Annotated in this window: 16 protein-coding genes; all 16 read left to right on the forward strand. The window is 50.9% G+C overall.

Annotated features, from left to right (window positions below; translation table 11 throughout):
- The gene (locus CRG97_RS01930) at positions 1–897 is read left to right on the forward strand and encodes a carbohydrate ABC transporter permease (RefSeq protein WP_076322535.1); all 897 of its coding nucleotides are present in this window, start codon (positions 1–3) and stop codon (positions 895–897) included.
- 106 nt (positions 898–1,003) lie between these two features.
- On the forward strand, positions 1,004–1,924 hold the full coding sequence (locus CRG97_RS01935; RefSeq protein WP_098741496.1) for a carbohydrate ABC transporter permease: 921 nt from the start codon (positions 1,004–1,006) through the stop codon (positions 1,922–1,924).
- A gap of 76 nt (positions 1,925–2,000) precedes the next feature.
- Entirely contained in the window at positions 2,001–3,680 is a 1,680-nt protein-coding gene (locus CRG97_RS01940) for a DUF4855 domain-containing protein (RefSeq protein WP_098741497.1), read from the forward strand.
- A gap of 400 nt (positions 3,681–4,080) precedes the next feature.
- Positions 4,081–5,820 (forward strand): cache domain-containing protein, encoded by a 1,740-nt coding sequence (locus CRG97_RS01945; RefSeq protein WP_237566250.1) that lies wholly within the window; start codon positions 4,081–4,083, stop codon positions 5,818–5,820.
- A 16-nt stretch (positions 5,821–5,836) separates the two neighbouring features.
- Entirely contained in the window at positions 5,837–6,310 is a 474-nt protein-coding gene (locus tag CRG97_RS33465; RefSeq protein ID WP_237566251.1) for a helix-turn-helix transcriptional regulator, read from the forward strand.
- Positions 6,311–6,485: 175 nt separating this feature from the next.
- A complete protein-coding gene (locus CRG97_RS01950; protein ID WP_098741498.1) occupies positions 6,486–7,421 on the forward strand; it encodes an ABC transporter permease in 936 nt (311 codons plus the stop codon).
- Between the two features lie 72 nt (positions 7,422–7,493).
- Positions 7,494–8,360, forward strand: coding sequence for a carbohydrate ABC transporter permease (locus CRG97_RS01955; RefSeq protein ID WP_098741499.1), 867 nt, complete (start codon positions 7,494–7,496; stop codon positions 8,358–8,360).
- A gap of 105 nt (positions 8,361–8,465) precedes the next feature.
- Positions 8,466–10,016 carry an extracellular solute-binding protein gene (locus tag CRG97_RS01960; protein ID WP_098741500.1) on the forward strand — a complete coding sequence of 517 codons (1,551 nt, stop codon included), beginning with the start codon at positions 8,466–8,468 and terminating at the stop codon, positions 10,014–10,016.
- Positions 10,017–10,205: 189 nt separating this feature from the next.
- Positions 10,206–13,061, forward strand: coding sequence for a DUF4855 domain-containing protein (locus CRG97_RS01965; protein ID WP_098741501.1), 2,856 nt, complete (start codon positions 10,206–10,208; stop codon positions 13,059–13,061).
- A 468-nt stretch (positions 13,062–13,529) separates the two neighbouring features.
- Positions 13,530–13,718, forward strand: coding sequence for a hypothetical protein (locus CRG97_RS01970; protein WP_098741502.1), 189 nt, complete (start codon positions 13,530–13,532; stop codon positions 13,716–13,718).
- A gap of 371 nt (positions 13,719–14,089) precedes the next feature.
- A complete protein-coding gene (locus CRG97_RS01975) occupies positions 14,090–15,196 on the forward strand; it encodes a BMP family lipoprotein (RefSeq protein ID WP_098741503.1) in 1,107 nt (368 codons plus the stop codon).
- A gap of 368 nt (positions 15,197–15,564) precedes the next feature.
- Positions 15,565–17,097, forward strand: coding sequence for an ABC transporter ATP-binding protein (locus CRG97_RS01985; protein ID WP_098741505.1), 1,533 nt, complete (start codon positions 15,565–15,567; stop codon positions 17,095–17,097).
- Positions 17,090–18,145 (forward strand): ABC transporter permease, encoded by a 1,056-nt coding sequence (locus tag CRG97_RS01990; protein WP_076322523.1) that lies wholly within the window; start codon positions 17,090–17,092, stop codon positions 18,143–18,145. Before CRG97_RS01985 ends, CRG97_RS01990 begins: the two co-directional genes overlap by 8 nt.
- Before the next feature lie 6 nt (positions 18,146–18,151).
- Positions 18,152–19,105 carry an ABC transporter permease gene (locus CRG97_RS01995; protein ID WP_076322522.1) on the forward strand — a complete coding sequence of 318 codons (954 nt, stop codon included), beginning with the start codon at positions 18,152–18,154 and terminating at the stop codon, positions 19,103–19,105.
- A 182-nt stretch (positions 19,106–19,287) separates the two neighbouring features.
- On the forward strand, positions 19,288–25,560 hold the full coding sequence (locus tag CRG97_RS02000) for a 5'-nucleotidase C-terminal domain-containing protein (protein WP_098741506.1): 6,273 nt from the start codon (positions 19,288–19,290) through the stop codon (positions 25,558–25,560).
- A 589-nt stretch (positions 25,561–26,149) separates the two neighbouring features.
- Positions 26,150–26,638 (forward strand): RNA polymerase sigma factor, encoded by a 489-nt coding sequence (locus CRG97_RS02005; protein WP_098741507.1) that lies wholly within the window; start codon positions 26,150–26,152, stop codon positions 26,636–26,638.
- The last annotated feature ends 19 nt before the right edge of the window (positions 26,639–26,657 follow it).

Genomic DNA, 26,657 nt, shown 5'->3' on the forward strand with positions numbered 1-26,657 from the left:
ATGCGTCATGTCCGTTTCACTCTTCAGCGCAAGAGGGCGCTGATGGGCATGCTGTTTACGCTGCCGTGGCTGATCGGATTCATTTTCCTCTTTGCTGTCCCGCTGGCCCAATCTTTTCAATTCAGCCTGCATGAGCTCAAGCTGGGGGAAAGCGGCCTGGAGCTTGAATATCTGGGTTGGGACAACTACAAGCACGCCTTCTATGTCCATGCGACGTTCAACCGAATACTGACCGAGTCGGTCATCGGAATGGCTGTGAACGTACCGCTTATCATCTTTTTCAGCCTGTTTATCGCCACCGTGCTGAACCAGAGGTTCAGGGGCCGCTCGCTCGCGCGCATGATTTTCTTCCTGCCGGTTATCGTGTCCACCGGCGTCATCTCCAGCCTGGGCTGGGCTGATTACATGTCACAGGCGATCGGGCAGACGCTCGCAGAGGGCGGCTTCAGCAGTCTCGGCAGCTTCGAGCTGAAAGGCATCTTGTACGATATGGGCATGAACCGGGGGCTCGTCAATTATTTGGCGGACGCAGTCGATCGAATCTATGACATCATCAGCTCGTCCGGCGTGCAAATTCTCATTTTTTTGGCAGGACTACAGTCGATCCCCCCGTCTCTCTATGAGGCATCGCGAATCGAGGGCGCCACAGGGTACGAGAATTTCTGGAAAATTACATTTCCGATGATGGCGCCGCTCATCCTGACCAACGTGATCTATACGATCATCGACTCGTTCCTGAACAGCCGGATGGCCAGCCTGCTGAAAGAAACGTCGTTCAAGCTGTTTGATTTCGGCTTGAGCGCTGCAATGTCCTGGATTTATTTCGGCGTCATCGTGCTGCTGCTTGGTTTGTTCACGGCCGTCATTTCACGCAGGGCGTTTTATTACGATTCATAGCGCTGGCTGCCGAATCGGAGCTGCTGTGAGCTTTAGCCAGCGTGGAAGCTTGAACGGTGCTTGAAGGGAGCTTGCGCAGCTACACTATATTTGGAGGAGGGGCATCATGCTTGTAACAGCCGCCGGCAAAATCAAGGCTTGGTCATGGGCATTGTTCCGCACAGTCCTCGTGATGGGCATCGGCTATGTCATCCTGTATCCGATCCTGTTGAAAATTTCACTTGCCCTTCGGGGAAAAGAAGACATTTACGATCAAACGATCATTTGGTTTCCGAAGCATGCCACCCTCGACAATCTGGCGTTCGTGCTAGACAAAATGAATTACATGGATGCGCTGCTCAATACGATCGGCATCTCGGCCATGGCTGCCGTCCTGCAGACGGCTTCCTGCGCCCTGGCGGGTTACGGCTTCGCGCGCTTGAAGTATCCTGGGCAAGGCCTCCTATTTATGCTCGTTGTCTTCACGATCATCGTCCCGCCGCAGACGATTATGATTCCGACGTACATGCATTTTCGGTATTTCGATCCGTTGGGGCTTGTAGAGCTGTTTACCGACAGACCGGGTGTCAGCCTGCTTGATACCCATTGGCCGTTTGTCTTGTCGTCCATTACGGCGACGGGGCTAAAAAACGGGCTTTACATTTATATTTTCAAGCAATTTTTCCGCTCGCTTCCCGGAGAACTAGAGGAGGCCGCTCTCGTGGACGGCGCAGGTATATTCAAAACTTTCTATCGGGTTATGCTGCCGAACGCGATGCCGGCGATCATCACCGTCGTGTTGTTCTCATTCGTCTGGCAGTATAACGATTCATTCTACGTTTCGATGTATTTGACGGATACAAAGGTGCTGTCGATGCAGCTTGCGTCTTTGCCCGGTTTGCTGGCTGCGAGCTCGCCCGAATATATGTTGACCTCTATTCGGTTGAATGCGGGCACCGTACTGGTGATCATTCCGTTGATGATCTTCTACTTGTTCTTGCAGAAGCATTTCGTCGAAGGAGTCGAACGCTCGGGCATCGTCGGCTGATCGAATGTCATGATGGATACACCCACCGTATTCCGGCTCTGAATGTCGGGTCCAGTATTTATAGGGAGGTAATCTGATGTTTACGAAAAAAAATGGATTTATACTCACGATCATTGCCGTCATGCTGTTTACCCTTACTCCAAGTGCACTGGCCCAAGAAGAAACTGAAACACCAAGGAATCTAGCGGCTGAATCAAGCTATCAGTACTCAGCGGCTCCGAATGAAAGTTACCCTGACTCCGGAAACGAGTTGACCGATGGGGTATACGAGCCTTTGGAATATGTGAACCCCGGCTGGCAGGGACATCTTCGCGGTATCACAAGAGAAGTGGTGTTCGATTTGCAGGATTTCAAATCCATTAACGCCATCAAAGCGCATTTTATGCAGGACAGCAATGCGGGAATATTTTATCCCGTAACGGTTTCGATGTACGTCTCCGATGATGGCCAAAACTGGGGGACGCTGGCACATCGGAATACACAAATTCCATTGTGGCAGCCGGGACCGGCAACCGAACAGTTTTATGTATGGGACGCACCCGCGGACGGATTGCCGCATCCGAACAAGAACGCTTCATCGGCATATGCGCGTTTTGTAAAAATTACGTTTACGACGCAAACGTGGACATTCCTCGATGAAATTGAAATTTGGGGCACGGACGGCAAAGCGAAGCATGCGGTTCGGATCAAGCCTGAAGAGCCGGCTTATTTGGAACCAGGCAAAGATACGAACGGCATCCGCGATCTTGTGTTGCTGTACAATGGCTGGTATCCAAACGGAGAAGGCATTTGGACGAAAGATAAAATTATCCCGTACATTAGTTATGTCGACCAGCAAGGTGAACCGACCGATTGGTTTTATGATGGCGTTCTTTACCTTGGTTTGCTGACCCCAGGCGGGGAACGAAACTTTGGCAGCACGGCTTTGTTTGAAGATTGGCAGTGGTACTTGGACACCACGTTTGGCGCGGACGGCGACATGAAGCATTTGAACGATGCGACTGCAGAAGTCGGTCAAAAACTCGGCGATCCGAAGCACCGTACGAAAGTCGTGCTGATGATTCCTAACCCGGACACCGCTACGACGGATTTTGGCGACGTTGACGGCGACGGCATTTCGGAGAACTTCAATCCCGACCAGGTAGGCGCGGAAGCGGCTCTCCATAACAGACAAAAAGCAGTAAGCTGGTATATGGATCAAGTTAAACAAAGATGGTCAGCGGCGGGCTACTCCAATCTCGAATTGTCTGGCATGTACTGGCTCGCCGAAAGCGCGTGGCTCGGTGAACAATTTGATGAACCGTTGATCCGGTACACGAGCGATCTAGTCCATAGCAGTCACAAGCAGAAGTTTTTCTGGATTCCGCATTTTTACGCAAACGGCAGCTTCGCTAAGGAACAGCTTGGCTTTGACGCCGTGGCTCTGCAGCCGAATCATTTCTTCAACGAAACAGAAGCGACGCGTCTCGAGGATGCGGCCGGGCTTGCCCGCCAGTATGGGATCGGCGTTGAATTTGAAACGGATGAACGGATGAACACCGATCAGGAGATGCGCAAGCGATTCATCGAATATTTGAATGGCGGCGTCGATTACGGATATATGACCCGTGCCTTCAAAGCTTATTATCAAGGCAATACTTCCCTTCTGGACAGCTCAAGAAGCAGCGATCCGACCGTGCGTTCGAATTATGACTTTATGTATCAATTCGTAAAGGGTACTTATGTGAAGCAAACGGTGCCCGATCCGGCGGAATGAGCGTTGATTTCATACGATACGTTATCAATTTGCTCATCCCACTCTCATATCACGCTTAGCCTGATCAAATCGCTAGTTTAAGCTTTGTCGCTCTCATCTTGATTACCACGGAGTAACTTACTCTTGTTGCCACGGACAAAACACCTTCAAGATTGTTTCCATATCTGATGATATGGTTGCATTTACTTGAAGGTGTTTTTATTTGTCTCATTCCCTGGGGCCAGTCCCACCGCATATTCCTGCACTTAATTGCAGATCGTGGACGTATGCCGCAGGCGAATCCGGAGAAATAGAACTTGACGGACAAATGAGAACTAGGCAAACAGAAAAGGGGTGCATTATGATAGGACATATTAGTCATAAGAGAACTGCCATTGACGAAGGGGGACTGAGGGATATTATGTTCAGATCGACATCCTGGCGCATATTTGTGATAAGCGGCATCTTTTTTGCAATCACCATCATACCGCTCTCGTTGTTTCTGGCCAACCGATTTTCTCATTACGCTTATTCCCAGATGGGGACGTTTAATCAGGACCGTATCAACGAAATGGCAGAGCGGGTCGAGTACATCCTGGCTAAGTTGAAATGGTACGGTCTGACCATGTACGAAGATCGTACCGTGCAAAACTGGATGTATGCTTCCCCCGACGATCTGCTGCAGAATGCCAGCGCGATGGGGGTGTTGACTAAATATTTATCTAATGAGCCTTATATTGAAACCGCTTACTTATTTAGCTTTCGTAAACGTGAGGTGATCGACTCCAAAGTTGGGTTGATTCCGTTCGAGGAATTTGCCGATCAGCCGATGCTGCAGCGAATTGAGCGTACTCCCGGGGCCTTCCTGCGTTATTTTGACCACCAGATAGGAAATAAATCGTATTTGGCTCTTCAGCTACCCTCGACTCCTGTGCAGAAAAACCGCGATGGGTATCTTGTTGTCCTGTTCGACAAGAAGGAGCTCCAGAAGCATTTGATCTCAAGCGATGGAAGAGCGGATACGCTGCTTTCTATCGTGGATGATCGGGGAAGATTAATTCTGGGGGAACAGGATGAGCGGCTCGAGGAGACCATCGATAACATCCAACCGGGGCTGAAGGAAGGTTCATTCGAGTTGAACAGAGCGGGAGGGGCAGCGTTCGTCAACTATGCCCGAATGGAATCGTCGGAGTGGACCATTATATCTGTTACTGAAATGAAGCAATTTCGCGAAAAGGCAGGGGCGTTCAAAACCGTCATCATCGCCTGCTCGCTGCTGCTGCTCATCGCGCTGCTTCTGGTCGCCTATTGGAATTCGCGCCGTTTCGTCGGGCCATTCCGCCGGCTGGCGGATCAACTGCAGCGGAAGCTGGGCGTGAAGGGGGAGAACGATTACGGCGTCATCGAGCAGGGCGTCGTTATGCTTCGCGATCATTATCCGCTGATCAAGACCGAATATTTACGGCAATGGCTGCTGCAGGGCAGGCTGACTGACGGCGCCAGAGCGGCGATTGTCCGCGAGTCGTGCCTGCTTGACTATGAGTGGCTTCGATTGGCTGTTATCAAGATCGACTCCTATTATGAGATATCCGAGCGGTATGATTTCGTCTCTCGCAAGCTGCTCAAGTATGCAATCGGCAATATCGCAGAGGAGCTGCTGGGCACACCTGAACGGCCGATCGAGGTGGTCGATTTTGGGACCGACCATCTGGTCGTGCTGGTTGGCACGGTTAGCTCCCTCCCTGATCCCGAGTTGACTAAAGAGCTGAAGGAGCTTAGTCGTCAAGTCACCCGTCACGTAAAGCTGGACGTGACGATCGCCGAAAGCTCAGCGCGGCGCGTGCATGATGATTTACGCAAAGTATACGACGATATGAACGAGCTGACATTATTCAAGTTTGTCAGTGGTGATGACAAAATCTACGTTGAACAAGACTTTGAGCGGTATGCCGATTTACAAGCGCCGATCGACTCCGCCGTGCATGAAAGATTGATCCAGACGATTCGCAGCGGCAAAGAGGAGAAGGTGCTGGCCATGCTGGAGGAGGTGTTCACGCGCCTGCAGACGATGAAGTATACCGAGGTGCCAGTTCCAACTGAAGCTGCTTCTGTTTGCGATCGTCAAGTCGTTCAGCAAAATGATGTCTATTCAGAGTGTTGAAGGGATTGAGCGCCACTTGAGGCAGTTCGCCACGCTTACCGAGGTCCGCGAATGGCTGAAGGAAGAGACTGGGCGGATTATCCGGCAGCTTAGCGACCAAAAGGGATTCAATCGCAAGGAAAAGCTGATTGGGGAAATCATCGAGTATGTCCGCTATCATACTCATGACCCGTTGCTGTCGGTAGACGATATCGCTGACCATATCGCTTTGTCGGCCAAATACGTCCGGCAGCTGTTTCACGAACAATATGGCATGCCTCTATCGAATTTCATCTTGAACGAGCGGCTCGGGAAGGTTAAGGAGCTGCTGGAGCAGACCAGCATGCAGATCACCGAGATTGCAGAGCAGTCCGGTTTTCAGACGAAAAGCCACTTTTTCACCGCATTTAAAAAAGCGACCGGCATGACGCCAAGCCAATACCGCGACAGCAAGGCGAGCGAGCGGCTGGAGCGGACGACGCGGCAGATAGCCGGGAACTCTGCCAATTAGCAGTCGGGTGAGCGGCGATTGAGAACTCGCCAGACCAATAACAACCGGCGAACGCTCGTGATTTTCGCCACGCGAGAACCGAATCCGGCTAATGAGAACTAGGCAAGCCGCAGCCGTGAATGCTACGATGGCTCCGTTCGAATCCAGCAAGCCCACAAGAAAGGAGGAACGCTTTTTGGAGCGACGGAAAAGGTTCGGGTGGCCGATTGTGCGTGAGCTGTCGCGGAACCGGTATTTGTACTTGCTGGCGCTGCCCGGCATTGCGTTTCTGGTCGTATTTGCGTATATGCCCATGCTGGGGCATCTGCTCGCCTTCCAGAATTACCGGCTATCGGATGGAATATGGGGGAGCGAATGGGTCGGATTTAAAAACTTCGAGTTTTTCTTCAATGGGAAAGACTGGCTGCGGGTAACGCTGAATACCGTTTTCCTGAATGCGCTGTTTCTTCTATCCGGCCTCGGCAGCGCGGTCGTGCTGGCGATCTTCCTGAACGAAATCCGAAACAGGCTGTTCAAGCGAATCACGCAATCGTTTATTTTTTTACCGTATTTTATTTCATGGCTTGTCGTCAGCATGATGGCGTTGACGCTATTCAGCACATCGGAGGGGCTGATTAACCGCGCGCTTGCCGCCCTTGGCTACGAAGGAGTGGACTGGTATTTGTCGCCGGGCGTATGGCCGTATATCTTAACCGTGATTAGTGCCTGGAAGATGGCCGGATATAACTCCATTATTTTTTTGGCCGTCATTACGGGCATCTCCGCGGAATATTACGAGAGCGCCCGAATTGAAGGCGCGAGCCGGATGCAGCAGATGCTCTACATAACGCTGCCGTTGATGCGGCCGACCGTGATGGTATTGGCGCTGCTTGGCATTGGCCGTATTTTCTACGGCGATTTTGGCATGATTTACGCGATCATCGGAGATAACGGCGTACTCTTTCCGACGACAGATGTCATCGATACGTATGCATTTCGTGCGCTACGGCAGCTGGGTAATTTCAGCATGTCGTCTGCCGTCATCGTGTACCAGTCCTGCATGGGGCTCGTCACGATTCTCATCTTCAATGCGATCGCGCGCAAGGTGGACGCGGATTCAAGACTATTCTAAAAGGGTTCGGCGAAACGGGCAATGGCCCGGTCCATGCGGCCTTTTCGCCGGACAATGTAAGGTGTGATCGACATGAGAGAACGGTTGTTTCTTATTCTGATGTATGCGGTGCTGTGCGCGTTTGCGCTGTTTTGCTTCATTCCGTTCTGGATTGTGTTCATCAACTCGTTCGCTGATGAATCGCTTCTGCAGACGGCGGGGTACCAGTTGCTTCCGAGCAAATTCAGCCTCCATGCGTACAAATTTCTGCTCTCCGGCAAGCAGGTGTTTCTAAGCTACGGCATTACGATTATCGTGACGATCGCCGGCACGGCGCTGGGCGTCCTTTTGACAGCTGCCTATGCGTACACGCTGAGCCACCGGAGAGTGAAGTACCGCAACATTTTATCGTTTTTGACCTTCCTGACGATGCTGTTCGGTGCAGGGCTGGTCGGCTTCTACATGCTGATTGCCAACTGGCTGCACCTGAAAGACTCGGTGTGGGCGCTCATTTTGCCCTATCTGCTTAATCCGTTCTATGCCTTCATTCTTGTCTCCTACTATCGGACGCTGCCGTATGAACTGAATGAAGCTGCGACTGTGGACGGAGCCAATGATATCTTTATTTTCTTTCGGATCATCTGGCCGATTTCGCTGCCTGTAATCGCCACGGTGAGCCTGTTCTACGCGTTGCAATATTGGAACGACTGGTATTTGTCATTGCTGTTCATCGACAATTACAAAATGCTGCCGCTGCAGATGATGATACGCCAGCTTATGTCCAATTTGAATGTTATGGCTTATGTGAGCGGGAGCCAAACGCAGTACAACGTCGTCGTGCCGACCTATGGGATGCAGCTGGCGATCGTCTGCGTTACCATTGGCCCGATCGTGTTCGTTTATCCCTTCATCCAGCGCTTCTTTATTAAAGGCTTGACGCTCGGATCGGTAAAAGGGTAGATCGACAAGCGGGAAGCGTTTGACCGGTTCGAGCTTTCGAGCGCTGCCGGTTTTAGCCGGCCCATCCGCCTATATGCTCTATATTTGAAACAGGGGGAATGAACCATGAAAAAACGATTGCCCATCGTGCTCGCGTTACTGATCGTGCTTTTCGCGATTACAGGTTGTTCGGGCAAGAACGAAGGGGAAGGGAAGACGCCCGAACCGTCGGGCCATACCGGAAATAGCGCCAGCAGTGAAACCAAACTTAAGGAAGTGACGTTGAAAATCATGATTCCCGGTGACCGGCCGCCGGATATGGATTTAGTCATCGCCGAAGCAGAGAAGCGAATGAAGGATACGATCAATGTCAAGCTCGACGTCGTGTTCGTGCCCTGGTCCGATCTGGCGCAAAAGACACAGGTGACGCTTGCTTCCGGCGAAAACATCGATCTCATCTTCGATGCGCCATGGCTGCACATCAACCAGATGATCGCAAACGGATTCTATGAACCGCTGGATGACCTGTTGGCCCAGTACGGCCAAACGGTGCTGGAGAAACGACCGAAGCAAATGTGGGACTACAACAAGTACGGCGGCAAAATTATGGCCGTACCGCTCGGCCTCAGCTACATGTCCGGCAATTCTTACATGGTGCGCAAAGACATTCGCGAGAAGCTGGGCGTACCCCCAATCAAGACGTATGATGACCTGATCGAATTCGCTTACAAGGTGAAGGAGCAGGAAAAAGACATCATCCCGATGACCGCAGGCTCCTACACGTATTCATTCGTCGGCCATCATGCGCTGAACGATTACGAGACTCATGTCAGGCCGACCCACGCGCTCGGCAACAGCTTGTTGCTCTACTATAAGAACAACGACGGGAAAGTATACAATTTGCTGGAGGATCGGGAGCCGATCGGAACGTGGCTGGCGAACACGCACAAATGGTTTAAAGACGGACTGATTTTCAAGGACATTTTGACGACGAAAGATTTTCACCAGCCGATCTCAGCAGGCAAAGTAGCCATCGTCACAAACGGCGCGTTCGGTATCGGCGATTCCCTCAAGAACACGATTAAGAACAATGTACCGGGCGGAGAGCTGGAAACGGTCACCTTCTTCAACCCGGAAAAAGGCGCGAATTTCACCAATTTTAAGCAGTGGAATTTCCTGGCTGTTCCGAAGGTAAGCAAAAACAAGGAGCGGGCGATTATGTTCCTGAACTGGGCGAATGAGAAGGAAAACTACGACCTGCTCTCTTACGGAATTGAAGGGAAGCATTGGGAAGCGGCAGGAGAGGACAAATTGAAAAGCCTGGATACATCCGGTTACTCTGCATTCGGATATGTCTGGTTATGGAATCCGGTCGATGAGCGCACTGTTGTGGGTGGCGATCCGAAGAATGATGAATTGGATGCCGTGCTTCGCGATGCCGACATGTTCACCACTGATATTTTGGCCGGCTTCGAATTCGACAGCACTCCGGTCCAGAACGAAGTCAGCCAGTACAATACGGTCGATGGACAATACTATAATGCGCTGTTCAACGGGGTTATCGATCCGGAGGAGACATTGAAGAAATTCGAAGCGGAAGCCGGGCCTGCCCTCCAAAAAATTCAGCAGGAGCTGCAAAAGCAAATCGATGAGTTCCTGGCGGCAAAGGCGAAATAGATCAGAATCACGACGTGGTGAAGACGGCTTCCTCTTTCGGAGGAAGCCGATCTTGTACACGCTGCTGCTTGCTTATATCAGATTTCGCGAAAGGGGGGATCCAAATTTAGCGTTCACCCGGAACAGAAATAAGAGTTTAGAATCTTTGATATTTCTGTACTTGAGAATAAGAAAAAGGAGCTGGCCTTGATGAATTTGAATAAAAAATGGGTATCCGGATTAATGGCAGCCGTATTACTACTGGCACCGCTCTCTGCGGTTCAGGCGAAATCGCTTGTTCCGGATGTGACGGACCTGCAAGCGGCAAATGAAGTCAATCAACCGACGAAAGCTGGTGAACCGGAAGTGGAACAGGCACCACTAGCAAGAGACGAGAATCAAGCAGCAGCATCTTCGGAAGTAGAGGAGACGCAATTCCGCAATCTCGCGGCCGGCCTCCCGTATGAATGGTCTGAAGCTCCGGAAGCTTCGCATCCCGATGACGGATACAAGCTTACAGACGGTAAATACGGCGCATTGGATATGAACGACCCGGCATGGGTAAGGCATCAGCGCGGAAAAGCGCGCGAAATCGTATTTGATCTGGGGGAGGAAAAGTCGGTCGGGAAGATAACCGCTCGTTTTCTCCAGGATTATCCGACGAACTCGATCCTCGTGCCGCTGTCGGTATCGATGTATGTCTCCGACGATAAGGAAAATTGGGGGCTGCTTTCTCATAACGCTACGCAGCTGCTATGGGGAGCAGGACCGCCTAGACAGGAGACTTTTGAATGGGATGGCAGCCGGGATGGAATCAAGGGCGGGAATACGGATGGCAAGTTGGCTTATGCCCGTTATGTGAAGGTAATCTTTTATATGCATCCTACACAGTGGGAATACATTGACGAAATCGAAATTATGGGTATGGACGGCAAGATTGAAGGGGCGGTAAAGGTTCCTGCCGAGCAGCCTCGTTTTTTGGAGCCGGGGGAAGCTACGGCCGGGATCCGGAATCTGAATTTGCTGTATAACGGGCAATACGCGAATGGTTTGGGCGATTGGAAGAAGGAACGGATTATCCCTAATATCAGCTATGTAAATAAAGACGGCGAGCCGGTCGATTGGCTTTATGACGGCGTTCTATATCTCGGGATTGCTTCGCCTGCTGGTCGCGATTTCGGTCAGGGACAAACGAACCTGGACGATTGGAAATGGTATTTGGATAAAACATTTGCAGCCACGGGCGATATGCAGCAGTTGAATGAGGCCGCCAAGGAAGTTGGGGCCAAGCTGAAACAGCCCGATCATCAAGTCAAGGTTGTGTTAATGATTCCGAATCCAGGGGAATCCTTAACAGATTTTGGCGACATTGACGGTAGCGGTTCCTTAAATTTCAACGACTCCGTCGTAGGCAAAGAAAAAGCGTCTGAAAACAGAGGAAAAGCAGTACAGTGGTGGCTGGACCAGACCCAGCAAAGATGGCAGGCTGCCAACTACTCTAATCTTGAGCTTGTCGGCATGTACTGGATGCCGGAACAAATCGACATATCCGAATCAGGACCGGACATAGCTCGCATGGTGTCGGATAAAGTGCACGCCATGAACATGAAAGTTTTCTGGATTCCACACTCATATGCTTACAAAATGTTTATGTGGAAAGACGTAGGGTTCGATGCCGCGGCGCTTCAGCCTAACTATTTCTTCGGCGGAATGGATTCCGACCGTCTGGACGATGCTACAGATACTGCAAAGCGGTACGGAATGGGGAACGAAGTTGAATTTGATGACGGAATGTTGACAGATCCCGTACTTCGCGAGCGTTTTATCGAATACTTGGACAGCGGCGTCAGATCCGGTCTGATGCAAAATGGCTTCAGAGCTCACTATCAAGGCAATAATGCAGTATACAACTTAGGGGTAAGCAAGGATCCAAGTTTGCGTTTAATGTATGACTGGCTGTATCAGTATTTGAACGGAATGTACGCCACTGACAGCAGTCCGGCGCCGGAGACGATGACGGAGCTTGTACAGCGTTATGTCGAGTCGAACGAAATCAATTCGGCTTTTGGTAATGATTTGACGTATCGATTGCAGACCATCAAGCTTCTTCTGGACGAAAACAAGCCGAAGGACGCTGTGACGTATATGCAGGATTTCCTCGCGCACATTCACGACCCGGCCGTCCAAGCGCAAGGGTTGATTTCGGTCCCGGCCGCAACGGTGCTTGATTCCTACGCCCAAGTTCTCATTCAAACCTGGTCTGACGGATGGGGACTCAGCAATCTGGTTCTTGGCCAAAGCTATACAATTTCACAGCAGCCTAACAGCAACTATCCCGATTCCGGGAACGAACTTACGGACGGCCGATTCGGCGGGACGGATTACCGCACCGAGCAGTGGCAGGCCCATGCGGGAAGCGACTACCCTGAAGAACGAAGCCGCACAATCACATTTGATTTGGGCAGAAACAAATCGATTGGGGCAATTAGAGCCCATTTTCTTCAGGATAAAGGGCCTGGCATCCAATTTCCTCAGAATGTCACATTTTCTGTTTCATCTGACGGCCAATCCTGGAGCACGCTGGCAACCGTTTCTCCGCCACCGGCACAGGATGCTGCCTCGGCCGAGTTCGTGGGTTGGAGCGGAATAACAGACGGTGTGCCGGGGAAAGCTGGAGCCGATAAAGTGTCTGCCCGCTACGTTAAAGTTGAATTTCCGGTCAATATCTGGGTCTTCCTGGATGAAATCGAAGTTCTTGGCATTGACGACCAGGCGGGGGGTGACACGTGTATCGACAACGCAAGAGCTGTGGTGGATGCCGCTGCGAAGAAATTGACAATCGACGGTCTGGTCGTGAACGGCAGCCAGTCCCAAGTGAATTTGAAAATACTCGATTCGAAAGGGAAAGTTCGGTATGAAGGCCAGACGACAAGTACGGAAACGGGAAGTTTCCAATTTATGATCAAGCTAACCGGCAACTTAAAGGGAACTTGCGACGCCTATCTGTCTATGGAAGGAATGTCGGATCCCGTTAAGATTTCATTCGAGTACAATAAAAAGGACTGATGAGTTATTTCCAGCACGAGCTCAGGTTCCGATGGCATAATGGCCTGATTTCCGAGAAGTTGACTTAGGATGAGGGCATTTTATGGCAAACTCTGCCGAGCATGATGCATGATAATTTATGTTTCGTAAAAAAGCCATGGAGGCAGCGTTATTTCCACGCTGTGGCCCGTGGCTTTTGCTTTCGAATCGGTCTTGATGAGCACATGGGAAATATGTGGCGTATAACGATGTTTATGAACACGTTTAATATAATGAAGGAAGAAGAAAACCGCTAAATTGATTCAAAGTCGCAAAGGATTGCTAGTCTCCCCAACTACATCAAGGGCTATCTGGAAATTTCATGCTGAGAAAGTTGAGAACAATGTAAACGCATACTTATTCATGGTATAATGTTTCTAATAGATTAGGCAATCTTAGTCATTTGGGGTTCTTATAATGCTGCAAATCTGGCCTGGGGGTGTTGCGAGGATGAAAAGGTATAGCGTGTGGCGTCCGATTATGTTGATTGCGGTGGCGCTGCTTACGAACAGCTTGGTTACGAATTTGGCGGGGGTATTTGGCATGACGCCAGAGTCGGCAAGCAGCTTGGGCGTAGTCGCCATGATTATTGCCGGATTAATTACGTATAATCGCATGATGAAGTCCCGCCGCAAATGAATAATCATTCATTCAAAACATCCATTGAAATGAACACCATGTTTGTAAGCACCTTGCCGAGGTGCTTTCTTTCATAAGGGGCTATTATTTTTTTCCAAATTGCAGGGTCTGATCACTTGCAAGTTTACGTACCACACCAATTGTAACCCCCCCGTGTTATCTATAAAAACCGTGATATCAACACCGCGTTAACTACGGCTTCCTATCTCTGCTAAAATTGGAATAAAACATGTCTTAAACGTTTCACCGCGACACAGATGCAGCTTGACAGATTCACCCAAATTTATGTTGAAAAGGGTCAGTTTTATTAATATATTGTAAATAGCACGAATCTAGTATTCGGGCATATATACCTAGGAGGGTTATCCTTAATGAAAAAAGGGGTCATATCTTTAATCAGTTTGGCGTTATCTGTCACAATGTTGGCAGGTTGCGGCGACAAACCGGCGTCAGAACCAAGCGGCGGCGCAGGCGGCGATGCACCTAAGGCAAACTTCAAGGTAGGGATGGTTACGGACGCGGGAACCATCGATGACAAGTCGTTTAACCAAGGAACGTACGAAGGTATCGAGAAGGCCAATAAGGACTTCAAAATGGAGTATAAATACCTGAAGCCGGCCGGAACGACAGAAGCCGACTACTCGAAAGAGATCGGAAACCTGTACGATGCCGGATTTAAGTTCATTGTAACTCCAGGCTTCAAATTTGAAACAGCCGTGTTCAAAGCACAGGACAAATATACAGATGCTAAATTCGTGATTATCGATGGAACACCTCATTCCGGCGACAGCAATCCGGTAGTTAAGGAAAATACCGTATCCATCTTCTTCGCTGAGCAAGAGTCCGGTTTCCTGGCTGGCGTAGCAACTGCGCTTCATGTGAAGGATGGACAGGCTGGATTTATCGGCGGCATGGAAATCCCTCCTGTACAGAAGTTCAACTGGGGCTTCCAGCAGGGTGTAGCATACGCCAACGAGAATCTCGGCACGAAACTGGTGATTAACAAAGAAAACGTTGTTTACCAAGGATCTTTTGATGATGTTGCAGCAGGCAGCCAATTGGCGGCTCAAATGTATGACCGTGGCGTAAACGTTATCTTCGCGGCAGCAGGCGGCGTTGGCGTTGGTGCGATTAACGAAGCGAAGACTCGCGTACAGAACGGATCCGAAGTATGGATCGTTGGTGTAGACGTTGACCAGTATCAAGATGGCGTTTACGAAGGCGACAAATCCGTTGTCCTGACTTCGGCCGTGAAGAAAATCGACCATGCGGCTTACGATATGATCAAAGCTGAAATGGAAGGTAAATTCCCAGGCGGACAGACGCTTACGCTGGATGCGACCAATGACGGTGTCGGCCTTCCTGAGAAGAATCCGAACCTGAGCGATGACGTCCTTAAGCAAGTTGACGAAGTGTTTGGCAAGATCAAAGCCGGCGAAGTTAAAGTAACGGCAGAGCAAGGCGATTTGATTAAGTAATCCAAGACACCAAGGTCATCTTCAGAAGCGTGGATAGACTTACTTGAAAAACAGCGATACCGCATGAAAAAAGACGGATTCCCTCCGTCTTTTTTTAAGATTAAAGAATTCTGTATTCGTATTTATATGTTTTGGGGTCCCCGCAAAGTAGTTGGAATAAGCATCGAAGCAATAGGCTCCACTTTGTGGGGCTATTTTAAGGTATCAGACCGTATCACCGGCGCAAGCGATTGCATCCTGATATTGAATGTAGAATCGATCTATGTAACTGCGTTCTGGCTGTTTGGAAGTGAGTCGATCCGTGTTTTTTTAAAAGCAATTTAGGCACAAGAAGATACCAACACAAAAGAAGGAGAGGACCCAAAACCATGGACTATGTTGTCGAGATGGTGGGCATCCGCAAGGAATTTCCCGGGATCGTGGCCAATGACGATATCACGATTAGGCTGAAAAAAGGCGAGATTCATGCGCTGCTCGGTGAGAACGGGGCGGGCAAATCCACCCTGATGAGTATCCTGTTTGGCATGTATCAACCTGACCGTGGCGTCATCAAAGTCAACGGCAAGGACGTGCGGATCTCGAATCCGAATGTCGCGAACAAACTCGGAATCGGGATGGTGCATCAGCATTTTAAATTGGTCGAGCCGTTTACCGTGACCGAGAATATTATTCTGGGCAGCGAGACGCGCAAGTACTTCTTCGGCTTGGACGTCAGATCGGCTGCCAAACGGGTTGAGGAGCTGTCTAAACGATACGGCCTCAACGTGGACCCTTATGCTAAAATCGAGGATATCTCGGTCGGGATGCAGCAGAGAGTGGAAATTCTCAAAATGCTGTATCGCGACGCAGAAGTGCTCATATTCGACGAGCCGACCGCCGTGCTGACCCCTCAGGAAATCGAAGATCTGCAGGGCATTATGAAAAACCTGGTCAATGAAGGTAAATCCATCATTCTGATCACCCACAAATTGAAAGAAATTAAAGCGGTTGCGGACCGCTGTACCGTCATCCGCCGTGGCAAGACGATCGGCACCGTAGAAGTGGCAGACACGAGCCGTGAGGCAATGGCCGAAATGATGGTGGGCCGCAGCGTTTCCTTTAAGGTGGAGAAGCAGGAGAGTCACCCGGGCAAGACCGTTCTCGAGATTAAATCGCTTACGGTAAAGAACAGCAAGAAAGTCGATGCGCTCAAAGGCTTTAGTCTGGACCTGCATGCCGGGGAGATTGTGGGTATTGCAGGCGTGGATGGTAACGGTCAATCGGAACTGATAGAAGCCATTACCGGACTTCGGCAGGCGGAGAGCGGAACGGTGAGCTTAAATGGAAAAACGCTCAACGGTCTATCTGTCCGTCAACGAAATGAAAGCGGAATCGGCCACATTCCGGAGGACCGCCAAAAGAGGGGCCTCGTACTGGATTATACGATTGAAGAGAATTTGATCCTCGAGGTGTATAACCGCCCACCGTATTCCAAGAACGGGCTGCTGCAGCCAGCAGCGATCCGCAAGCATGCGGAGCATATCATTCAGAGCTTTGATGTGCGTTCCGGAACGGGCGGCCGGTCGATCGTGCGTTCGATGTCCGGCGGTAACCAGCAAAAAGCGATCATCGGCCGCGAGGTAGAGCGCGATCCGGATCTGCTTATTGCCGTCCAGCCGACTCGGGGCCTTGACGTAGGCTCGATTGAATATATTCACCGGCGTCTGATCGAACAGCGCGACAAAGGGAAAGCCGTTCTGCTGGTTTCCCTGGAGCTTGATGAAGTGCTGAACTTGTCGGACCGCATTGCCGTTATCAATAACGGTGAACTGGTAGGTATCGTTAAAACCTCCGAAACGAACGAAAGAGAGCTCGGACTGATGATGGCCGGGTATCAAAAAGAGGAGGCACCACATGAATAACAGCGTAAAATCGTTGCTTGCCGTCCTGTTCGGACTCATCGCGGGGGCACTGCTTATGGCGCTGACCGGACATAATCCGGTAGAAGGGTATAAGTATCTCATCCAGGGTGGACTCAAGAACCCGGAGAGGATCGGAAATACGCTGGCGACGGCGACTCCGCTTATTTTGACCGGTTTGTCCGTGGCTTTTGCCTTCCGTACCGGGCTGTTTAATATCGGTGCTGCAGGCCAGATGCTGTTCGGTGGCTTTTGCGCGACGGCTGTTGGCCTCTCGCTCGACCTGCCGCGGGCTCTGCTCCTGTTGGTTATGGTACTGGTCGGGTTTATCGGCGGTGCGCTATGGGCGGTTGTCCCAGGTTTCCTGAAGGCTAAATATAACGTGCATGAGGTCGTATCCACGATCATGATGAACTGGACTGCCTACTGGACCGTTTATTATGTCATTCCGGGTTATTTCAAAGGGGCGAGCCTGGAGACGGAATCGCGTCAGCTTCCGCCGGAAGCCATGCTGCATCAGCAGTGGCTAAGCGATATGTTCCAAGGTTCTTATGTCAATCTGGGCTTTTTTATCGCGGTCATTGCTGTTCTGGTCGTCGCTTTCCTTATTAACAAGACAACGCTCGGATATGAATTGAAGGCGGTCGGATTCAACCGGCACGCTTCCGAATATGCGGGTATCGCTGTCAAACGCAGTATCGTGCTGTCCATGTTCATCTCCGGCGGTCTCGCGGGCCTCGCGGGGGTTGCACAGTATACGGGGAATGCCTCCAGCATGCAGATCGGCATTCTGCCGAGCCAGGGGTTTGACGGGATTGCCGTAGCTCTGCTCGGAATCAATGCACCTATCGGTGTATTGGTGTCGGCCTTGTTCTTCGGAATTCTCTACTCGGGCAGAGGGTTTATGAATGCCATGACGGAGATTCCGCCGGAAATTGCCGATTCGATTATCGCCATCATTATCTATTTTGCGGCAACCAGCATCTTGATCGAACGACTATACCGTAAAATGAAGCTGCGTCGCGCGGCTAATAAAAAGCAGGGGGAGTAAGGACATATGTGGACAACGATTGAACAGATTTTTCCGTATGCCATCGCTTACACGATCCCGCTTTTGATTACCGCCTTGGGCGCGCTGTTCAGTGAACGAAGCGGGGTCGTCAATATTGGCCTTGACGGCTTGATGATTGTCGGTTCTTTCATCGGAGCCTTTGTCATATTCAAAATGCAGGCCCAATGGCCCGGCCAATCTTGGGTATTGTGGGTAGGCCTGTTGGCAGCAGCGGCAGCGAGTGCGCTATTCTCGCTATTGCATGCCTTTGCCAGCATAAACCTCAGTGCCAATCAGATCATAAGCGGTACGGCGATCAACATGATCGCGGGTGCCCTGACGATTTTCCTTGCCCGTAACATTACGGGGAGCGGTAAGATCAGCATCACAAATGGTTTTGCACCGTTTGATGTGCCTGTGCTGTCTAAGATCCCGGTTATTGGGGATTTGTTTTTTACCAAAACCTATGCAACAACCTGGCTTGTTCTGTTAGTGTTAGTGCTCAGTGCACTAATATTGTACAGAACACCGTTCGGTTTGCGTCTCCGGTCCTGCGGCGAGCATCCGCACGCAGCGGAAGCAGCCGGCATTAAGGTGCAGTCCATGCGCTATGTCGGCGTCATGATCTCGGGTGCTTTTTCCGGACTCGGGGGAGCTGTCATTCTGTTGACGTATTCCGGTGAATTTACGGGGAACGTTGCAGGACTAGGGTTCCTGGCTCTGGCGTCCTTGATCTTCGGACAATGGAAGCCGCTCGGTATCCTGCTGGCCACCTTGTTCTTCGGATTTGCCACGACGGTAGCCAACGTATCGCAGGTAATCCCGTCATTGGCGGTGATCCCGCCGGTCATTCTCAAGATTTTCCCTTATGTTGTTACGCTGATCGCACTCGTGATTTTCTCCAAATCCTCGAATGCGCCGAAAGCCGTAGGGGAGCCGTTCGATTCAGGTAAACGGTAACGGATTGCGCAAGTCGATGTAACACATCTAGAACCTCTGATATGCCTATGCCCACTTAGGGTTAGGTCTATCGGAGGTTTTTTTACATTTAGCATACTTTAGGTTAGAACTCCCAAAACATCTCTGGTATATATAGTAAATAAGGCTAAAGAATTTAATAGAATAGAGGAGTGAAAACCTGAATGCGCATTCGATTACATAGGTGCCAAAAGCAGCTAAGTATGTTTATGGCTATTGTGATGCTTCTGAGTCTCATCGTTCCTTTCAGTCCCGTGAAGGTGGCGGAGGCTGCTCCCCAACATGATCAGGTTGTAATCAGCCAAGTGTATGGCGGCGGCGGGAATGGCGGGGCAGTGTATACGCATGATTTTATCGAATTGTTCAATCCGACGGGCAGTCCGGTTGACCTAACAGGCTGGAAGGTGCGTTATGCCAGCGCAGCAGGCACATTTAACGGCACGACCTCTTTAACTGGTATTATAGCGCCTTATTCTTATTATTTAATCCAACAACAGAGTAGTGGCTCGGTAGGTACTATTCTACCGGCGCCTAATGTTCAAGGATCGTTGAATTTGAGCGGCTCCAATGGCAAGGTGGACTTGGTGAACGCAGCTGGCGATCGCATCGATCTGATTGGTTATGGCTCCGCTTCAGAATATGAAAAGAACCCGACAGCAGCTCTTTCCAACAGCACGGCAGCGATTCGCAAGGAGCTGACCGTTGGTCAAAATGATCGCGGCCTCGATACGGATAACAATGCGGCGGATTTTACCGTTACCTCACCGGAACCCCGGAACAGCGCGAGTCCAGCTACGCCGGTCACTCCGGGCACGGGCTTGGGAACGGTAACGGCTAATCCGGAGCCTAATGCCTGGCCTGCCGGTACGAAGATTACGCTGAATCCGCCTACGGTAGGGGCTTCCGTCTATGCGGATGTGTATCTGTCCGGCGGGAACGGCTCCGGCTTCCAGCTCGTCAACGGCCCGATCACCATAAACGAGCCTACGCGAGTGGATGCCTATGCAGTCCAAGATGGCCAACCGGATGGGCCGGTCTCCTCGTTCCAATACGATATTTTAACGCAAACGTCCGTCACTGAAGCCCGCGGCAAGGCTAAAGGCGAGCATGTGTGGACGGAAGGCATCATTACGCATATCGAAGGCAAAGAAACCTACATTCAAGATGACGCAGCAGGTATTGTTCTCTATGACTACCCCCTCAATGCCAGCGTTGGCGACCGGGTGAGCGTGGCCGGCGTGATGGAGATTTACAACAATCTTCAGGAAATCAAACCGCACGCCTTGCTGCCGCATGACGTAACGGGTGCAAATGCAGGAGTGCCGCAGGCTCTCCCAATTACCGGAGCAGATCTATCCGAAGCTGCAGGGGAGACTTATGAGGCAAGACTTGTCTACTTGGATGATGTGACCATCAAATCTGAGAACAGACCTGGTGAATATACAGCCGAACAAGGCGGGCATGAATTCATCATCTATTCCGGATTGTCCAAGCTGAAGACGGTGAAAAGCTTCAGCCGCGTCACGGGCGTGGTGAAGCAGTTCGGCAACATCTATGAGCTGATCCCTCTTGGTGAGAATGCCTTAATCGAGGAGATGTTCTCCGTGATCGCCAGTCCGGGTGCCGGACCGATCATTATCGGGGGAACGGTGACGCTATCTAGCCCTACGCAAGGGGCGAGCATCTATTATACGCTCGATGGGTCAGTCCCGACGCAAGCAAGTACACTATATAGCTCGCCGATTCAAATAGACCGTGACACGACCCTCAAAGCGGTTGTTGTCTCGGGTGCAGATGTGAGCAAGGTATACGAATTTGTTTATAAAGCTACTCAGCAGCCGCGCATCGCGGATATTCAAGGCGAGGACCATACTTCACCGTATACAGGACAGACGGTAACCGGTATTGAAGGTGTTGTAACCCAATATGGTTATACGTTCTCTAACGGCAATATCAAGGGATTCTATATCCAGGACCCGAAGCCGGATTCCAATCCGAATACTTCGGATGCGATTTTTGTGTATTCTACAGATCCGAGCCCGCCTCAAATCGGAGATCTGGTGAGCGTAACCGGAAAAGTGGCCGAGTTTAACGAGGGAAGCTCCAGCAACCTGACCTCCACCCAAATCGAGCTGCAATCCTTCAAGAAGCTTGATCAGGCTCAGCAGCTGCCCGAACCGGTTACCTTAGGTAAAGGCGGACGTACGATTCCTGCCGCCATTATCGATAATGACAGCATGACAACGTTCGATCCGGAGGAAGATGCCATCGACTTCTACGAATCTCTGGAGGGCATGCTGGTCAGACTTCCGCAGCCAACGATCATTAGTCCGTATTGGACAAGCAGCGGAACCTACAACATTGCGACCCGGGTCGAGAATGGTATTGCCGACGTGATTACTCCTGCCGGCGGTCTCGTTCTGAAAGAACAAGGCAATTTCAACCCGCAGCGTCTTATCATTGCTTATGGCAATCCGGGGCAGGAAGTAAGCACCGGCGATACGTTTGCCGATGATGTGATCGGTGTAATCGGATATAACAGTGGCAATTTCAAGGTGATTCCGGCTAAAGGCGAGTTGCCTGCAATCCACAGCAGCTCTTTTAAGCAAGAGGTATCCACTATCGACGTGAATGACGGACAGCTCAGAGTAGCGACGTATAATATTGAAAATTTTTATCCGGGCGTAAGCTCCACCAAAATCAACAAGCTGGCGGAGTCGATCGTAAATAACATCAAGTCTCCGGATATTATCGGCCTTGTAGAAGTACAGGATAACAACGGAGAGCAGAACAACGGAACTACCGCGGCAGATCAAAGCTACCAGACCTTGATTAACGCCATCAAGGCAGCGGGAGGACCCACGTACAGCTTTACCGACATTGATCCGGTGAATAATAACGATGGAGGAGCGCCGGGAGCGAACATTCGGGTCGGGTTCCTCTACAACGCGGATCGTGTTCAGTTATCCGACAGCGTTCAAGGCAAAAAGGGCTCCTCGACGGAATCCGTTGCGTATGATGCGGCAAAGGATCAGTTAACCCTGAATCCGGGCCGGATTGATCCGCTGAATGCGGCATTCAACGCGTCGCGTAAGCCTTTGGCCGCACAGTTCGAATTCCAGGGCGAGAAAGTGATCGTCATCGCGAATCATTTTAACTCGAAATCCGGAGACCAAGGGCCTTTTGGCAATACCCAGCCGCCGGTTCTCTCCAGCGAAGCGCAGCGCCATCAGATTGCAGCGGTCGTGAACGGATTTGTGAAAGGCGTTGTGTCCGCTAATCCTGACGCCAACGTCGTCGTTCTGGGAGATTTGAATGATTTCCAATTTACCGAGTCGGCGAACATTTTGAAAGGCAACGAATTAGACAATCTGATCGATACGCTTCCGCTTGAGGAGCGGTATACCTACACGTATGACGGGAACTCGCAGGTGCTGGATCATATTCTCGTCAGCAAGAATCTGACCCGCTCAACGCAAGCCGATGTCGTTCATCTGAACGCCGACTTCCCGGTTTCCAAGGGCCGCGTATCGGATCATGATCCGGTTGTCGCGCAGATCGATCTGAAGGGAGAAGCCGTGAACGGCTTCCCGCTGACGATTTTGCATACCAATGACACACATGCCAATCTGGACACCGTAAACTCTCCGGATAACATTGCGCGCCGGGTGACGGCGATCAAGGAAGCCAGAGCAAACGCGGTCAATCCTCTGCTCGTGGATGCAGGGGACGTATTCTCCGGCACGCTGTATTTTAATCAATATTTGGGACTGGCGGATCTGGAGTTCATGAACCTGGTTCAATATGATGCCATGACCTTCGGTAACCATGAGTTCGATAAAGGATCCGAAGTCCTGAACGATTTCATCGAGCATGCGGAATTCCCGTTTGTTTCCTCGAACGTGAATTTTTCGGCCGATGCTTTATTGACCCAGAAATTTAAGAATGAAGTGGCCCGGGATGCCAAGGATGCAACCATCTACCCGGCTATCATTATGGAGGTAGATGGGGAGCAGGTTGGCCTCATTGGACTTACAACCGAAGACACGGCGAACATCGCTTCGCCTGGAGACGTCACCTTCGATGATGCGGTGCAAAAGACAAGAGACACCGTGGCGATGCTGCAGAAGGAAGGCATTAACAAAATCGTCGTGCTGTCTCACCTCGGTTATGACGTGGACGTTAACCTGGCTAAGGAAGTCGAAGGCATCGACATTATCGTGGGCGGTCACAGTCATACCAAGCTGGATCAAGCGGTCGTGGACCGGTCAGACAGCGAACCGAAGCTGATCGTGCAGACAGGGGAAAAAGGCCAATTCTTAGGTCAGCTTGAGGTCGTATTTGACGACGAGGGTGTTCTGCAGGAGTGGAACAGCAACCTCATTTCCGTTGACGAGAAGGATAGTGCCGGTCAATACGTGGTACAGCCGGATCCCGAAGCCTTGCAAATTCTGAACACCAAATATAAGCCGGGCGTGGAGGAACTGAAACAAACGGAAGTCGGTTTGACCGAAGTGAAGCTGAACGGCGTTCGTGCCGACGTGCGGACGAAGGAAACGAATCTTGGCAACCTGATTGCGGATGGTATGCTGGATGCGGCGCAAGCGGCCGGCACGAAAGCGGTCATCGCCCTGCAGAACGGTGGCGGCATTCGCGAATCTATTGAGGCAGGCAAAGTCACAATGGGTGACGTGATGACGGTGCTTCCGTTTAACAATGATCTGGTCACGATCACGTTAACGGGCGCCGAGATTAAAGAAGCCATGGAGAACGGGGTTTCCAAGACGCCGGCACAGGACGGGCGCTTCCCGCATATCGCGGGCATGAAGTTTATCTATGACTCCACCAAGCCGGTTGGATCACGCGTCCTGCGAATCGAGGTCAAAGGCAAGAACGGATACGAACCGATCAATATGAATAAATCGTACGAAGTGGCAACAAACGCATTTACCGCTAAAGGCGGCGACTTCTATGCTTCGCTCGAGAAGGCTTATCTGGAAGGGCGTGTGAACCTGCTCTATAAGCCTGACTATGAAGTATTCTCGAACTATGTGAAAAAAGTAGGCACCATCACAGCCAAAACCTCCGCCGTCGAAGGACGGATTACGGACTTGAAGGGAGCGCCGCTTCCAGGAGGACCTGATCCGGGCGGACCGGGAGAGCCTGGACCGGGGAACCCTGGGAACCCGGGCACCCCTGGAACTCCAGGACCGACGACGCCTCCCGTGAATCCTTCGAATCCTGGCACGACACCGCCAGCCGAACCAGGCAAGGTAAAGGTTCCGGTTAAGGTGGAGAATGGTGTGGCAACAGGCAGCGTGACTGGGGCGGCCATGAAGGAAGCCCTGAAACAGCCTTCGGGCGGAAAAGTCACCGTGGAGGTAACAAGCACGCAGCCGATCCAGTCTTCTTCCGTTACCATCGAGAATGAAGCGCTCCGGGCATGGCTTGATCAAACAAGCGCACAGGTGCTGGTGGTAGTGACGCCTTACGGAAGCTATGAGCTTCCGAAGACGGAGATCAATCTCCAAGCTCTGGCTGCGCAAACCGGCTCCGATATTAGCGGCCTTCAATTGGTCATTCAGCTTGCAGTGGATTCGGATGCTCTTAAATCAGCAGCTTCCAAAGGATATAATGCGCTGCAGGCTGTGAGCTACACCGTGACAGCGAAGTCCAGTAATGGCAAGACCATCACGCTCGGTTCATTCCAATCGTATGTGAAGCGGTCCCTGAATGTCGACAAAGCGCATGCTTTGACCGATATTGCGGTTGTTCGAGTGGGCGGGAATGGCAATGAATACACACCGGTGCCATTCAAGGTGAATGGTCAACGAATCGATATCTATAGCCGAACCAACAGCACGTACCTGGTGCTGCAGAACCCGGTAACGTTCCAGGATATTGCCACGCATTGGTCCAAGGCAGACGTTGAATCGCTTGCGGCCAAAATGATCGTAACCGGACGCACAGAGCAGACCTTTGTTCCCAACGCATCGGTCACTCGAGCCGAGTTCGCAGCGCTTGTCGTCGGGGCATTGGGCCTTTCTGCAGACGCTGCGTCAGGCAGCTTCCAGGATGTGGCGTCATCCGACTGGTATACCGGAGCGGTCCAGGCAGCCGTCGATGCCGGTATCATTACCGGCTACACGGACGGCACCTTTAAGCCGAACCGGACTATCACACGTGAAGAGATGGCGTTGATGGCGTACAACGCGCTGGAGTATGCCGGATACAACCAAGCCGACGCGGCAAAAGCAAATTTTGCCGATGCGACCTCGATCGGTGGTTGGTCCAAGACAGCGGTGTATGAATTGGCAGCTCTTGATATTTTGAACGGAGACCAGAATCAGCGCTTCAACCCTAAATCGAGTGCCACCCGTGGGGAAAGCGCCGCTGTGCTCCATCGTTTGATGCAGGATTTGACGTATGCGAAATAAACATATTGTATAGCGGCTGGATGCAGATTGGATTTGCATCTTTGTGATAAACGAGAGGGGGGCCTCAACAGCAAATCTGCCGAAGAACGCTCCAATTGATCAAAAAAGTGGAAAATAGATATGGCGGTGCTAAGGATGTGATCCTAGCACCGCCATTTCTTGCTTTTTTGGTTCGTTGCCACCGTTCCGTCCTTTTCGTAAATGGGTGGTAGATCGCACATCCATTTTGTGAAGATGTGGTTTCTGTTTCTATGTCTAAAGGATGTGCTTGCTCATGGTAGCGGAGAGGACGAAACGATTCCGGACAAGCGGCAGCGGTCGCCTAAAAGCTTTCCAACGGAAAGCTCGCATCGAAAGCATATGCTTTGTCCCCGAATTTCTTCCTTGCTTAAAATCAACCCAAGAAATTTGGGGACAACAGCGATGAGAGGAACGATTCGTACACGGAGCGTCTCCTATCAGAAAGAGGGATCCCGCCAGATCTAAGATCTTTTGGGACATCCTCTTTTTTATGCCGAAAAAACTATAAACAAAATGTGACCGATCCGCGTCCATAATTGTATTAAGGGTAAAAGGAGGTCTAAAGGCGATGCAGATCGATTCGCTCCGGCCGGGCGGAGATATTACGGAAACCTATGAATTATATGGCGATATGCTTTTTAAAATAGCGATGGTGTACCTGGGAAACAAACAGGATGTAGAAGAAGCTATTCAGGAGACGTTTATGAAGCTGATATATAAATCACCTGAGTTCAGCGATCAGGAGCATAAGAAAGCTTGGCTCATTCGGGTGATTACGAACCATTGCAAGAACATGCAAGGGAGCCTGTGGCGCAAGCGGGTAACGAAAATGGAGCATATGAATGATTATTTTGTGGAGCCCTCGGAACGGACCCTGATGGATAATGTCATGAGTTTGCCGTTTAAGTATAAGTCGGTGATCCATCTGTTTTATTACGAGGATTATTCCGTTAAGGAAATCGCCGGGATCTTGCAGATTAATGAGTCTGCGGTCAAGATGCGTCTTCAGCGCGGCAGGAAGCTGCTGCGCATGGACTTGGAAGGAGAGGACGATTGATGAATCGGAATGACTACAA

This window comes from Paenibacillus sp. EZ-K15 (assembly GCF_002573715.1).
Classification (GTDB): domain Bacteria; phylum Bacillota; class Bacilli; order Paenibacillales; family Paenibacillaceae; genus Paenibacillus_AQ.

Excerpts from the sequence above, each read along its gene's own strand:
- CRG97_RS01940 (WP_098741497.1), top strand. The coding sequence starts at position 2,001 with ATGTTTACGAAAAAAAATGGATTTATACTCACGATCATTGCCGTCATG.
- CRG97_RS01955 (WP_098741499.1), top strand. The coding sequence starts at position 7,494 with ATGAGAGAACGGTTGTTTCTTATTCTGATGTATGCGGTGCTGTGCGCG.
- CRG97_RS01990 (WP_076322523.1), top strand. The coding sequence starts at position 17,090 with ATGAATAACAGCGTAAAATCGTTGCTTGCCGTCCTGTTCGGACTCATC.
- CRG97_RS01945 (WP_237566250.1), top strand. The coding sequence starts at position 4,081 with ATGTTCAGATCGACATCCTGGCGCATATTTGTGATAAGCGGCATCTTT.
- CRG97_RS01975 (WP_098741503.1), top strand. The coding sequence starts at position 14,090 with ATGAAAAAAGGGGTCATATCTTTAATCAGTTTGGCGTTATCTGTCACA.
- CRG97_RS01985 (WP_098741505.1), top strand. The coding sequence starts at position 15,565 with ATGGACTATGTTGTCGAGATGGTGGGCATCCGCAAGGAATTTCCCGGG.
- CRG97_RS01930 (WP_076322535.1), top strand. The coding sequence starts at position 1 with ATGCGTCATGTCCGTTTCACTCTTCAGCGCAAGAGGGCGCTGATGGGC.
- CRG97_RS02000 (WP_098741506.1), top strand. The coding sequence starts at position 19,288 with ATGCGCATTCGATTACATAGGTGCCAAAAGCAGCTAAGTATGTTTATG.
- CRG97_RS01995 (WP_076322522.1), top strand. The coding sequence starts at position 18,152 with ATGTGGACAACGATTGAACAGATTTTTCCGTATGCCATCGCTTACACG.
- CRG97_RS01935 (WP_098741496.1), top strand. The coding sequence starts at position 1,004 with ATGCTTGTAACAGCCGCCGGCAAAATCAAGGCTTGGTCATGGGCATTG.
- CRG97_RS02005 (WP_098741507.1), top strand. The coding sequence starts at position 26,150 with ATGCAGATCGATTCGCTCCGGCCGGGCGGAGATATTACGGAAACCTAT.
- CRG97_RS01970 (WP_098741502.1), top strand. The coding sequence starts at position 13,530 with ATGAAAAGGTATAGCGTGTGGCGTCCGATTATGTTGATTGCGGTGGCG.
- CRG97_RS01965 (WP_098741501.1), top strand. The coding sequence starts at position 10,206 with ATGAATTTGAATAAAAAATGGGTATCCGGATTAATGGCAGCCGTATTA.
- CRG97_RS01960 (WP_098741500.1), top strand. The coding sequence starts at position 8,466 with ATGAAAAAACGATTGCCCATCGTGCTCGCGTTACTGATCGTGCTTTTC.